Annotated in this window: 11 protein-coding genes; all 11 read right to left on the bottom strand. The window is 38.1% G+C overall.

The genetic code is table 11. The annotated features are described in order from the left end of the window. Positions 1-15: 15 nt before the first annotated feature. A complete protein-coding gene (dinB, locus tag CP366_RS06410; RefSeq protein ID WP_173636644.1) occupies positions 16-1,134 on the bottom strand; it encodes a DNA polymerase IV in 1,119 nt (372 codons plus the stop codon). Continuing rightward, positions 1,127-2,578 (bottom strand): glucose-6-phosphate dehydrogenase, encoded by a 1,452-nt coding sequence (gene zwf, locus CP366_RS06405; protein ID WP_089147819.1) that lies wholly within the window; start codon positions 2,576-2,578, stop codon positions 1,127-1,129. The genes dinB and zwf overlap by 8 nt, the downstream gene beginning before the upstream one ends. A gap of 103 nt (positions 2,579-2,681) precedes the next feature. After that, entirely contained in the window at positions 2,682-3,074 is a 393-nt protein-coding gene (yajC, locus tag CP366_RS06400; protein ID WP_013085872.1) for a preprotein translocase subunit YajC, read from the bottom strand. A 59-nt stretch (positions 3,075-3,133) separates the two neighbouring features. After that, complete coding sequence (ruvB, locus tag CP366_RS06395; protein ID WP_180707121.1) at positions 3,134-4,153, bottom strand: Holliday junction branch migration DNA helicase RuvB; 1,020 nt, start codon at positions 4,151-4,153, stop codon at positions 3,134-3,136. 39 nt (positions 4,154-4,192) lie between these two features. After that, the gene (ruvA, locus tag CP366_RS06390) at positions 4,193-4,780 is read right to left on the bottom strand and encodes a Holliday junction branch migration protein RuvA (protein ID WP_005720553.1); all 588 of its coding nucleotides are present in this window, start codon (positions 4,778-4,780) and stop codon (positions 4,193-4,195) included. Continuing rightward, the gene (gene mutL, locus CP366_RS06385) at positions 4,780-6,705 is read right to left on the bottom strand and encodes a DNA mismatch repair endonuclease MutL (RefSeq protein ID WP_089147821.1); all 1,926 of its coding nucleotides are present in this window, start codon (positions 6,703-6,705) and stop codon (positions 4,780-4,782) included. Before mutL ends, ruvA begins: the two co-directional genes overlap by 1 nt. Further along, positions 6,705-9,281 (bottom strand): DNA mismatch repair protein MutS, encoded by a 2,577-nt coding sequence (mutS, locus tag CP366_RS06380; RefSeq protein WP_089147831.1) that lies wholly within the window; start codon positions 9,279-9,281, stop codon positions 6,705-6,707. Before mutS ends, mutL begins: the two co-directional genes overlap by 1 nt. A gap of 258 nt (positions 9,282-9,539) precedes the next feature. Continuing rightward, positions 9,540-11,165, bottom strand: a complete 1,626-nt coding sequence (gene groL / locus CP366_RS06375) for a chaperonin GroEL (protein WP_005720558.1) — start codon at positions 11,163-11,165, stop codon at positions 9,540-9,542. A gap of 53 nt (positions 11,166-11,218) precedes the next feature. Next, positions 11,219-11,503, bottom strand: a complete 285-nt coding sequence (gene groES, locus CP366_RS06370; RefSeq protein ID WP_005720560.1) for a co-chaperone GroES — start codon at positions 11,501-11,503, stop codon at positions 11,219-11,221. A 181-nt stretch (positions 11,504-11,684) separates the two neighbouring features. After that, positions 11,685-12,200 (bottom strand): hypothetical protein, encoded by a 516-nt coding sequence (locus CP366_RS06365; RefSeq protein ID WP_089147822.1) that lies wholly within the window; start codon positions 12,198-12,200, stop codon positions 11,685-11,687. Between the two features lie 45 nt (positions 12,201-12,245). Beyond that, positions 12,246-13,214, bottom strand: a complete 969-nt coding sequence (locus CP366_RS06360; RefSeq protein ID WP_005728606.1) for an NlpC/P60 family protein — start codon at positions 13,212-13,214, stop codon at positions 12,246-12,248. Positions 13,215-13,406 lie beyond the last annotated feature (192 nt).

Below are 13,406 nucleotides of genomic sequence, written 5' to 3'. Positions count from 1 at the left end.
AAATAGCTTTATTTATTAGTCGAACAAACTGATTGATTGATATTTTTTCTTTTCAAAGTCAGTTACAGTGACTCCCAATAAACGAATTCCATCATCTAAAAAGGAACTTGTTGCTTCGAACAAGTCACGAGCCACATCATAAAAATCTAAGTGACTATCAGAAGGTGTTTTCAACTTTTTTCTCTTGGTTACCGTATCAAAATTATTATTTCTTACTTTAATAACAACAGTACCTGCCTTAAAATTGCGTTTTTTTAATGCTGCTTCCAAATGATTGCAATAGTTACGAATATTGGTTAGGGCTTCATCCTCAGTATAAATTGCAGGCTCGTAAGTCCGCTCCATGCCAATTGATTTTCGATTAGCCTCTGAGTCTGTAACAACAGGTCTTAAATCTATTCCACGTGCATGTTGGGCTAAAATATACCCCATTTTCTTAAATTTTTTAATTAAGGTTAAAACCTCAACTTTTTGTAAATCTGCCCCAGTATAAACACCCATCTGATGCAGCTCTTCTTGCGTCTTCGGTCCAATACCAGGAAACTTCTCAATCTTTTGCATTGCTAAAAAGTTCTGCACTTCACTAGGCAAAATTACGGTTCGACCAAACGGTTTGGCGTATTCTGATCCCATTTTAGCTAAAAACTTATTATAGGAAACGCCAAAAGACGAGTTTAAGCCTACTTCTTGCCGAATCCTTTTCTGTAAATCTAAAGCAATTTGAACTGCAGACTCCTGCTCTATCTTTGGATGTGTCACGTCTAGATAAGCTTCATCTAAAGCCACTGATTCAACCTGATCTGTCACATCATGCATAAAAGAATGGATTTTAGCTGACACTGCACGATATTTATCAAATCGTGGTCTAGTAAAAACTATTAGCTCCTTGGGAACCAAACGTACTGCTTGAATTGCGGCCATAGCTGAGTGAACGCCATACTTACGAGCTACATAATTGCAAGTAGCCACTACTCCATGTCCACCATTTTGTCGTGGATCTTGCCCAACAATCAATGCCTTATTTTTCCATTCGGGATGCTCCTGCATTTCAACCGAAGCGTAAAAAGCATCCATGTCCAGATGAATAATCCGACGATGGATGTCATTTTGCGGTAATAAATTTTCTTTATTCATAAATCCAATGTTCAGTTGGTGACTCAAAGATTGTATTAGCTTCCTTTGGCCCCATTCTGTATGGCAAATATTGTGCAATGGCTGGATTGCCTGCTTCATTTTCCTTCTGCCAAGCATCTTCAACTGCATCGATAAATTCCCAATAACGCTTCAATTCGCTCCAGTGCGTAAAGTTAGTTGAATCATTGACAAAAACATCATGAAGCAATCTTTCATAACCATCAGGTACCTTAGCCATTTCGGCTTTTGAAAATTCATAAGTTAAGTTTTCACGGCGAATTCCTGGTTGGTCAATTCGTTTGCCATTAATAGTAAAGTAAATTTCACTAGTTGGGTCAATCACGATCGTAATATTGTTAGAATGATCTTGCCCATATGGATTATTAATATGCTTTAAAACAATGTCAATCCGGTTCTTCTTTTCTTTGAATTCCTTACCCGTTCTAAAGTAAATTGGTACGCCAGCAATTGGTCCCTCATTAAACTTAACTTTACCTGCAACGAAGGTTTCAGTAGTTGACTCTGGATCAACATTTGGCTCTTGCTTATAAGCAAAAGTAGTATCACTACCCAAATATTGACCACGAACAAAGTATTTCTTGACATCATCTGGCGTAGGAATAATTAAACTCTTAAGCAAATCTTGCTTGGCTTGGTGAACACTAGCAGAAGAAAGATCCTTCGGTTCTGGCATTGCTAGCAGAGTAATAATTTGAAAAATATGGTTTTGTACCATATCACGTAAAGCACCTGAAGTATCATAGTAACCTCCACGTGCTTCCACGCCAAGACGTTCTGCCAAGGTAACTTGGATATTCTTAATATACTTGCTGCACCAAATATTTTGAACCATTGGGTTAGTAAAACGCATTGGCATGATATTTTGAACCATTTCTTTACCTAAATAGTGGTCAATTCTAAAAATATCATTTTCATCAAATGAAGCCGTGATTTGCTTATTTAATTCCTCTGCTGAAGCCAAATCATGACCAAATGGCTTTTCAACTACAATTCGATTAAAGCCACTACCAGTCAAGTCTTGGTCATTAATATGCGTTGCTATTGTGCCAAAGAATCTTGGTGCCATAGCCATGTAGAAGAGACGATTGCCTTGTGCACTATAACGATCATCGAGCTCTTGTGCCAAGTTTTTCAAAATCTCATAGTGTTCCACATTAGTTACATCATGTGATTGATAATAAAAATGACTTGCAAAAGCTTTCAACTCATTTTCATCAACAGTATCGTGCGTTTCATGAATAGCATCACTAACCTGCTCACGCAAATACTCATGTGACCAAGGACGACGAGCAGTTCCAATTACTGCAAAGTTGTCGTGAATTAAGCCTTGTTCATACAAATTAAACAAAGCTGGATAAAGCTTGCGATGAGCCAAATCACCACTACCACCAAAAATAATCATTACAACGGGAATATTCTTCATTTCAGATCCCTTTCTTTGAACTAAAATTGTCACTTCTATTTTACAACAAGGATTTTTTTAGCAAAACAAAAAGCGCCTAAAATGACGCTCTTAAGTAATATGATTACTTATCCTCTTTTTTAGTTTCGTCTGCTTTTTCTTCCGGCTTTTCTGCTGGAGCTTCAGCCTTAGTTTCAGCTGCAGGAGTTGCTGGTGCAGCAACTGGAATCACACGACGGACAGCCATTCTTTCAAAAGTTAAGTAAATGCCATCTGCATCAACCACGATAGTCTTATCACTGTTGATCTTGTCAACCTTACCATGCAAACCATCAACTAAGATGACTTCGTCACCCTTCTTCAATTTGTCCATCATTTGCATTCTTTGTTGTTGTTGCTTCTTTTGAGGACGAATCATACCAAAGTAAGTGAAAGCGATCAAAATAATAAATAAACCGATCATCATCCAGTTGCTACTTGCTGCAGCACCGGCATTTGCTAAAAATAAAATGTTCAAAATTTCCACCTCATTAAAATTATTTTCTAGATATTATAACCATTATACAGAAAATGGGACTATTTATCACCTGGAATTGGTAATCCTAACTGTAAATATGCTTTATCCGTCACCATTCTGCCACGCGGCGTGAGTAAAATAAAACCATGCTGCAACAAATATGGCTCATATAGTGACTCAATCGTTTCCATATCTTCACCAACATTAGCTGCCAAAGTCCGAATACCAACAGGACCACCATTATATCCTTCGATCATCGTTCTCAATAATCTGCGGTCTGTCTGATCAAGTCCCTCATCGTCAACCTGCAATTGTTTTAACGCGCCTTCAGTAGTCTCGAGCGAAATTGTTTTTTCTCCCTTAACTTCCGCAAAATCACGCACCCGCTTAAGTAAGCGATTGGCAACACGAGGTGTACCACGCGAGCGTCGTGCCAATTCATGGGCCGCCTCAGGCGCAATTGAAGTGTGAAAAACATCACTTGAACGCAAAACAATTTGTTCTAGCTCATCGATAGTGTAATACTGCATGTGCTCTACGATGCCAAAGCGATCACGCAAAGGTGCTGACAATTGCCCAGCCAAAGTCGTTGCCCCAATTAGAGTAAATGGTGGCAGCGGCACGTGAACTGCATGAGTAGTCTGCCCCTCGCCAATCACAATATCGATATAGTAGTCTTCCATTGCAGAGTAGAGTACTTCTTCTACTGGTTTAGCTAAACGGTGAATTTCATCAATGAACAAAACATCCCCAGGATCTAAGTCGGACAAAAGTGCCACCAAGTCGCCTGACTTTTCAATGGCCGGACCACTTGTACTCTTTAAATGAACTCCCAATTCATTGGCAATTACGAAAGCCAAAGTTGTCTTTCCTAACCCCGGTGGTCCATAAAGCAAAACGTGATCTAATGCTTCATCACGTTGGCGCGCCGCCTTAATATAAATGCTCATTTCTTTTTTGACCCGCTTTTGACCTAAGTACTGGTCGAGCGTTTGCGGCCGCAAAGAAAGTTCCATTTGTTGTTCTTCAGGATTCTCAATATCACCTGAAGTTACTTGATCTTTTGCCACCAGTTTCACTTCCTTAAAAAATAATCATCTGTTCTATTATACCAAGATCTACTTTTTAAGCAGTAATGCTAAGCCCTTTTTAATATATTGATCTGCAGTATTTGCAGCAACTTTCTCCAGTTTAGGCGTGATCCGATCCACTTCTTTTTGGGTATAACCCAAAGCAATTAAAGCAAGCAGTGCATCATTTAATGCTGGCGGCACATTCTCACCATTGTCTGGACGATCAAGCCGAGCAACATAATCACCTAATTTACCCTTCAAATCAAGCACAATTTGTGAAGCCGTCTTTTTACCCACACCTGGAAAACGAGTTAGGTACTTAACTTCACCTTGTTCAATCGCTTCCGCCAAAGAATTACTATCCTCAGCTGCCATGATTGCCATTGCACTCTTAGGACCAATCCCGCTAACACTAAGTAGTTTTAAGAACAAGCCCTTATCATCTTGACTTTGAAAACCATATAAAGTAATGCCAGTATCACGCACCACTTGCTCAATAAAGACCTTAGCTTTTTGGCCTTGAGTATAGGCAAAAGGTGTAGGACTATAGACCTTGTAGCCAACGCCCCCGACATCAACTACAACATAGCTTGGTGTAACCACAGTAATCACACCTTCAAAATATTCGTACATTATTCATCCTTCTTAAACATTTTTCTCAATTCATTTTGGCTCATTCTAACCAAAATTATCCGTCCATCTGCATCATGATATGGATCAGTACACTTGCGTAAATCAAGTAAAATTTGCTCAGCTTCAGCTGCAGATAATTTAATCTTGCCAGTAATTTCTCGCTTAGCTTGCATTGCTGCTATCCGGCTAAACAGGTTCTTTGCCTTTCCTTTATCCACATTCAAATAACCATCTAAAATCTTCCGAATTGAATCTTCGACATTATCGTGAATCCAAGTTGGATACGAACGAACAATAAAACTATTTTGTCCAAAATCTTCCAAATAGATTCCAACCTGCTTAATCTGTTCTACTTGATCCTTAATTTGCATAAAATCAAGATTACCAAATTCTAAAATAATTGGTGTTAACAAACCTTGTTGTACTACTTTTTTGGCAGTTATCATGTGAAAAATTTGCTCAAATTTTAACCTTCGTCTAGCAGCAACCTGATCAATTAAAAATAGGTCGCCATTATGTTGGGCAAGTAAATAAGTATCGGTCTGTCCAACATAAACCAAGCGAGGCAGATTATTAGCTAAAGTTTCATCCCCACTTGAAATGACTTCCTGATTAGTCCTAGTTGTAGGAAATGGCGTTAGTGCTTGCTGCAGAGCAACATTTTGTTTCCAAGTCTTAGTAACGATATATTGATCATCTTCACGTGGCTGATTAAGATCAACATATTTCTTTTCACTATCCTGCTTTACCGCCTCATTTTGAATATTATCTTCTGAATCATCAGATTCAATCGTTAAAAATTTTGGCTTTTCTTGTTCGCGAATTTCCGGTTCTTTTTTACGAGCTGTATTTACAACATCTTGATTTAAGTTAAAACTAAGCTGATCAACTAGCGTATCACGTTTATTTTCCAAATTAGCAAAAGCGCTAATTTGTTCAACTTTTTCCACAAGTGTATTACTAATTGCACTGGTGATTAAACGACCCAGTTCTTTTTCCTTGGATAAACGAACTTCCTGCTTAGTGGGATGCACGTTAACGTCCACTAACAAAGGATCTACTTTAATTGCTAACACAATAATCGGATAATGCCGCGCTGCTAATTTTGAGCCATAGCCATCCAGAATCGCAGTATTTAATTGAAAATTTTTAATATAGCGGCCGTTTAAGAGAATCGAAATAAAATTGCGTGTAGAACGTGTTAATTCCGGTTTAGACATCAGACCTGTAATCTTAAAATCGCTGTCTTTTGCCTCAAATTTTTCCATTTTTTCTGCGATATGACGGCCATACACGTTGGCAACTGTTTGCTTTAAATTATTATTTCCTGGCGTTCTTAATAAAATTTTGCCAGTATTTGACAAAGTGAAAGACACATGTGGATAACCTAACGCAAGTCGATTAATAATATCCACAATCTTCATAATTTCAGTTCTTGGACTACGCAAATACTTTAATCTGGCTGGCGTGTTAAAGAACAAATCCTTGACTGTAATTTTTGTTCCCTTACGAGCCGCTGCATCTTCTTGGCCTTTTTTATTGCCTCCACTATAGTTAGCTCGAATACCAATTGCGTTTTCAGTTGCAGTCAGAATTTCCACATGGCTAACAGCAGAAATCGAAGCTAATGCTTCTCCGCGGAAGCCTAAAGTGGAAACTTTAAATAAATCGTGTTCATTGGCAATCTTGCTTGTCGCATGTCGGGTAAAGGCTAGATCAACTTGATCACGTGCAATCCCCGTCCCATTGTCTTGAACTACAATCTGTTTCAAACCAGTATCTACAAAATCAACGCGAATTCGAGTAGCACCAGCATCTAACGAGTTTTCTACTAATTCCTTAACTACGCTAGCTGGGCGCTCAATTACTTCTCCGGCTGCAATCTGATTAGTTAAAGTTTCCGATAACTCATGAATTTTGCTCATTAATCGTCATCCTTTAAATCTTTTTGCCAATCAGCTACCATTTGCATAACCTGCAACGGTGTCTTATCTGCTAAATAAAGATTAGAAATATCATCAAGTATATCTTGTTGTGCATCAGTTATTGCGGGCTTGTCATTTTGTGTTTCAGTTTCTTCAACACTGTTTTCCACAGGCTCTGCAAATAAATCTAATTGCTGCGAAACTGGTGCTAGTTCACTGCCTTGTGCTTCAAGCCGCTTTAATAATTTAGTTGCCTCTCGCAAAACGTTGCGCGGCAAACCTGCTAATTGAGCTACATGAATTCCGTAACTTTGATCAGCAGGTCCAGGTAGGATTTTATGCAAGAAGATTAACTTGCCATTTTCTTCGGTAGCACCAACGTGAATATTTTTCAGATGATCCAGAGTCTCATCCATCACTGTCAATTCATGATAGTGCGTAGCAAATAATGCCTTAGCACCCACTTTGTCGTGTAAGTACTTAACAATTGCACCAGCTAAAGCCATTCCATCGTAAGTAGCCGTACCACGACCAATTTCGTCAAAGAGAACCAAACTGCGCTTAGTAGCATACTGCAAGGCTTCATTAGCTTCACTCATCTCTACCATAAAGGTACTTTGACCTGAAATTAAGTCATCAGCTGCTCCGATTCTTGTAAAAATTTGATCAAAAATTGGCAAATCAGCACTATCAGCTGGCACAAAGGAACCTACTTGAGCCATGATCGCAATCAAAGCCATTTGTCTCATATAGGTACTCTTACCAGACATGTTAGGACCTGTAATTAAATAAATGTTGGTTCCTTCATCCATTTTGACATCGTTAGGAATATATGAACCAGCCGTCATTACTTTTTCCACAACTGGATGACGGCCGTTAGTCACATTAATATCTTGATTATCTGCGTGAAAAGTTGGCCGGCAATAATTATTTTGTTCAGCTACTGTCGCAAAACCACAATAAACATCCAGCGCTGCTAGTTGCCCACCTAATTTTTGTAAAGCAGGGATATACTTCTTAACGTCCTCACGCAGCTTAACAAATAAATCATATTCCAAGTCAGTTGACCGTGTCTGTGCCTCAAGAATTAGATTCTCATGTTCCTTGAGTTCCGGTGTGATATAACGCTCAGCGTTAGTCAAAGTTTGTTTACGCGTATAACGATCAAGTGGCACCTTAGACTTGTTACCGTTAGAAACCTGAATATAATAGCCAAAGACCTTGTTATAACCGACCTTTAAGTTATCAATACCTGTCTTTTGCCGCTCATCTGCTTCCATCTCAGCCAACCATTTTTTTCCATTGTTCATGGCATCCCGATAGCGATCAAGCTGCGGATCAACCCCACCTTGAATCAGGCCACCTTCAGTAGTCAACACAGGTGGATCCTTCACGATAGTGGAAGTAATCATTTCGGCAACGCCCTTTAATGGATCAATTTTTTTAGCAAAATCGACCAAGATATCTGAATCTGATTGCTCTAAAGCATCTAAAATAACTGGAACGGCCTGCAAAGAACGTGATAATTGTAGTAATTCGCGCGCATTAACGTTACCAAAAGCAATTCGACCAGTTAAACGTTCCAAGTCGTAAACACCCTTTAAGGCATCAACTGCATTTTCTCGTGTAAAGTAGCCATCAAGCAAGGCCTGCACCATTTCTTCACGATGGTTAATTTCATCCATGTTTAATAATGGACGAGCTAGCCACTGCTTAAGCAAGCGTCCACCCATGGCAGTGTGTGTTTTATCCAAAACCCAGAAAAGTGAACCCATTTTTTTGCCAGTTTTGGCAGAAGCAACCAATTCCAAATTATTCTGCACAGTATGTGACATCTGCAAATATTGATTTACTTCATAGCTTTTGGCAATCTGCAAGTGCGCTAAACTTCTCTTTTGAGTTGAAAGCAAATAGCCAACTAACTGACGGGTAGCCTCTTTTTCAGCCCCATTAGTCAAATTCTGTTCAACATAAGAAATTTCAGCATGTTCACCTTCAATTGGTGTAGGTGCTGAAACCGTAATATTTGCCTTGTGCATAAAGTCCTTGTTTTGTTCAGATAATGACCCGTTATACACAACTTCACGAGTACGAAGTGACAAGAGCTCATTGGAAACAGCATCGAAACTCTTTAAATGAGTAGCATAAATTTCACCAGTGGATAAATCACTGTAGGCTAAACCAAAGCCACTCTTAGTGGTAATTACTGATGTTAAGTAATTTGAATCTTTAGCATCATTTGGGCCTTCATTCATCATGGTTCCCGGCGTCACTAATTGAATAATTCCCCGTTTAACCATGCCTTTGGCCTTTTTAGGATCCTCAAGTTGTTCACAAAGTGCTACTTTATAACCCTTTTCAACTAAAGTATTTACATAAGTATCCACAGCCATATGAGGCACACCTGCCATTGGAATTGGATTCTTAGTTCTATTTGATCGGTGCGTTAAAGTCAATTCAAGAATCTGTGCACCTTTAACTGCGTCATCTTCAAACAGTTCGTAAAAGTCTCCGACGCGATAAAAAAGAAAGGCATCAGGATATTGTTTTTTAATTTCGTAATATTGCTCCATCATTGGAGTTGTTTTTTCCGTCATTTATGTCTCTTTCCTATTTCGTATTTTAGATAGAGTTACGTACAATATTATACGCTACAAAAAGAAAAACTTCGAAGCTGAACTGATTGTTTAACTTCGAAGTCATTTTAATTATATTTGTTTTTGAACTAGAGTGAGAGTTTGTGCATAAGTTTAGTGCTAAAGCACTGTAAATGAACTTGATTACTTCGTAATCAAGAATTATATATCTAAATGCTAAAGCATTAAGATATATAATTACATACCCATTCCTGGTGCACCAGCTTGTGGAGCTGGGTTAGCTGGCTTTTCTTCAGGAATTTCTGCAACAACAGCTTCAGTAGTAAGCAGAAGAGCGGCAATTGAAGCAGCATTTTGCAAAGCGGTTCTGGTTACCTTGGTTGGGTCAATGATACCAGCATCTACCATGTTTTCCCAAGTATCAGTAGCAGCATTGTAGCCAATTTCGTTTTCTTGCTTGAGTAAGTGGTTCAAAACAACTTCACCATTCTTACCTGCGTTTTCAGCAATTTGACGAACTGGTGCTGACAAAGCTCTTAATACGATTTGGATACCAGTATTTTCATCTGCAGTATCAGCCTTAAGATCATTGATAGCCTTCTCAACGTCTACTAAAGCAGTACCACCACCAGCAACGTAACCTTCATCAACAGCGGCACGAGTTGAGTTCAAAGCGTCTTCAATTCTGTAACGACGTTCCTTCAATTCGGTTTCAGTAGCAGCACCTACGTGGATAACAGCTACACCACCAGTTAACTTAGCAAGACGTTCTTGAAGCTTCTTCTTGTCAAAGTCTGAAGTTGATTCTTCAATTTGCTTTCTGATTGAATCTTCACGTTCTTGAATAGCATCCTTTGAACCAGCACCGTCAACAATAGTAGTTGAGTCCTTGGTTACAGTTACACGACGAGCTTGACCTAATTGATCAATCTTAGTGTCCTTTAATTCAAGACCTAAGTCATCAGTAATCACAGTACCACCAGTCAAAGCAGCAATATCTTGTAACTGAGCCTTACGACGGTCACCAAAGCCAGGAGCCTTAACAGCTACAACGTTGAAGGTACCACGAATCTTGTTCAATACAAGTGTTGGAAGAGCTTCACCAGTAACGTCATCAGCAATGATCAATAATGACTTACCTTGTTGAACAATTTCTTGAAGAAGTGGCAAGATATCTTGAATGTTTGAGATCTTCTTGTCAGTGATCAAAATGTAAGGATTATCAAGATCTGCTTCCATCTTATCGTTGTCAGTTACCATGTATTGTGATAAGTAACCACGATCAAATTGCATACCTTCAACTACTGAAAGTTCAGTATTGATACCACGTGAATCTTCAATAGTGATAACGCCATCGTGACCAACCTTTTCCATAGCGTCAGCGATTAAGTTACCAACTTCCTTTGAAGATGATGAAACTGCAGCTACGTTAGCAATTTGGTCTCTTGATTCAACCTTGTGGCTAATCTTGTGCAATTCATTAACAGCAGCTTCAGTAGCTTTTTCAATACCACGACGAATGCCAACTGGGTTAGCACCAGCAGTTACGTTCTTCATACCTTCATTAGTAATTGCTTGAGTCAAAACAGTTGCGGTAGTAGTACCGTCACCAGCAATATCATTAGTCTTTTGAGCAGCTTCAGCAACAAGTTTAGCACCCATGTTTTCGTAGTGGTCCTTTAACTCGATGGATTTTGCAATGGTAACACCATCGTTAGTGATGTCAGGGTTGCCGTAACTTTGTTCCAAAACAACGTTTCTACCCTTAGGACCAATAGTAGTCTTAACAGTATCAGCTAACTTATTAACACCCTTTAAAAGAGAACGTCTTGCATTTTCTGAGAATTTAATATCTTTTGCCATATATTATCTATGCTCCTTAATTTACTTAATTATCGTTGGAAATTTTAACTAAATTACTTAGCAATAGCTAAAATGTCTTTTTCGTGAAGGACTAAGTACTTTTCACCTTCGTATTCAACGTCAGTGCCTGAGTATTTATCGTAAAGAACTACGTCACCCTTCTTAACAGCCATTGGAATCTTTTCACCGTTTGATGCGTAAGCACCTTCACCAACAGCTACAACTTCGCCTTCAGTTGGCTTCTTCTTAGCATTTGATGCTAAAACGATGCCACCAACAGTTTCTTCTTCTTCTTTCTTAACTTTAACGATCACGCGATCACCAATTGGTTGTAACACGTTTAGTCCCCCTTATGTTTAATTTTCTTCATTATATTTTTTATTACTTTATTAATCATTAGCACTCTTATTTGCTAAGTGCTAACTTACAAATATGATAATAAACTGTTTTGTGAAAAAAAGCAAGAAAAAATTAGCACTTTTTTCAATTGAGTGCTAATTTTGATTTTTCTTAACTTTTTTAACTAATTACAGTAATCAAACCATCAATAATGCCGTAAGTTAATCCCATTACATAGTACTTCTTATAAGCATCCCAGAAATCATGGCATTCTTTCTTATCTTTACCATCAATAAAAAAATATTTACCACTTTTTCTGCTGCTAAAAGTCTTAACCAAAGCATAGAAAACAGCAACTAGCGCCATAATAATGAAGAGAATGATTGGGAAGAAGTAGCCAATAATATTTTGTAAGTTATATGCTACACCTGCTGCAATTACCACTAATAGATAAATTACAGCAACTAGTTGATTGCAGATCAAACGTGGCATTTTTACTTTAACCGACAATAACAGCGATAAAAGTAGCGGCAAGCTTAAGATAATTATTAAAACTAACACGTAAATATTATTGATCTCTTTTAATTGAGACGCAAAAGTATGATCAAGCTTACCCCAGAAAATACTTAGAATACCTACTACCCAATAGACAGCCGTCATAATCCAGACATGTTTAAGCGTGCTGTTCTTTTTCATTCTTATTATCCTTTATTGATTAGCAAAATTATAGCATAGAGCATACTATTTAACGGGGCGAGCATAAGTGATTCGACCTTTGGCCAGCTTATCGCTCAGTGAGCTACCTAAACTAGAGCGGTGCACATCATCTACACCTAAGTTGCCGCCCTCTTCAATAATTTGCGTGTCCCAACCATCATATTTGCCATCAACAATTGCTGCATGTCCGTTTTGACCAACACCATTGCCAGTATTAACAATCACAATATCACCTGGGCGAATATTCTTGGCAGAAATTTTCTTCAAATAGCCATGAGTACTTTTAGCATCTCGTTCCATTGGCAGAGTAAAAAATGGAGCATTTCCTACACGATATCCTGCTCTCTTCATTACGATCCACACAAATCCTGAACAATCAGTTGAACCGTTTTTATTAGGATGACGCCAACTGCCAAAATTAGTTCGGTATGCACCTGTTCCATAAGTGAAATAGCCTAATAATTTACGAGCATTCTTAATCACTCTATTATGATATCCTGAATCATCGAACATCGCTGGAGATGGATCCTCATTAATATTGTCATACCAAGCTATGTCAAAATTCACATCATCAGAGCTTAATTCTGTTGACTGATCTGAATCATCATTCACATCATCTTGTGCCTGATATGCCTCAAGCTTTGCTTTTTCTTGAGCATAATTTAAAACATTATTTTGTTTAATGTATGCGTTAGGACCGATCTTATAATAAGCAGTACCATTAATCGTCTTAGTTCCTTGCACATTAATGAACTTGCCTTCATATAGTTGTGATTCAATTACTGGAACATTACCGGTTTGTATCTGACCACGTGTCTTAAAACTGGTCCTCTTACCATTACTCTTATACACATTAGAAGTAGTTTTAACTACATAATCTGTCTTAGGATTAGGCACTGTTATCGCTGCCTTTATTTTAGAGCTAGTTAGATTAATGCTAAAGACAGTTAATCCAGTTACTAATACTCCAATAACTCCACTTTTTAACTTCATAAAACATACCCTCACTTTGTTTTTCTTTATAGAGAACATTTTACTCAAACTTAAAATTGAAGTGCAACACTTAGTACTAAAAAACGCCAAGAAACAATCTTTCTTAGCGTCTTTTATTCTAATTGTTTTAATTTTTTGAAACTGTCAAATCTTTTGTGTAAATAGATCTTTCTCGTAAATTGATTTTTTAAT

The sequence above is a fragment of the Lactobacillus sp. UMNPBX15 genome (genome assembly GCF_002553785.1).
GTDB lineage: Bacteria > Bacillota > Bacilli > Lactobacillales > Lactobacillaceae > Lactobacillus > Lactobacillus crispatus.
This window is presented reverse-complemented; position numbering and strand designations above follow the sequence as displayed.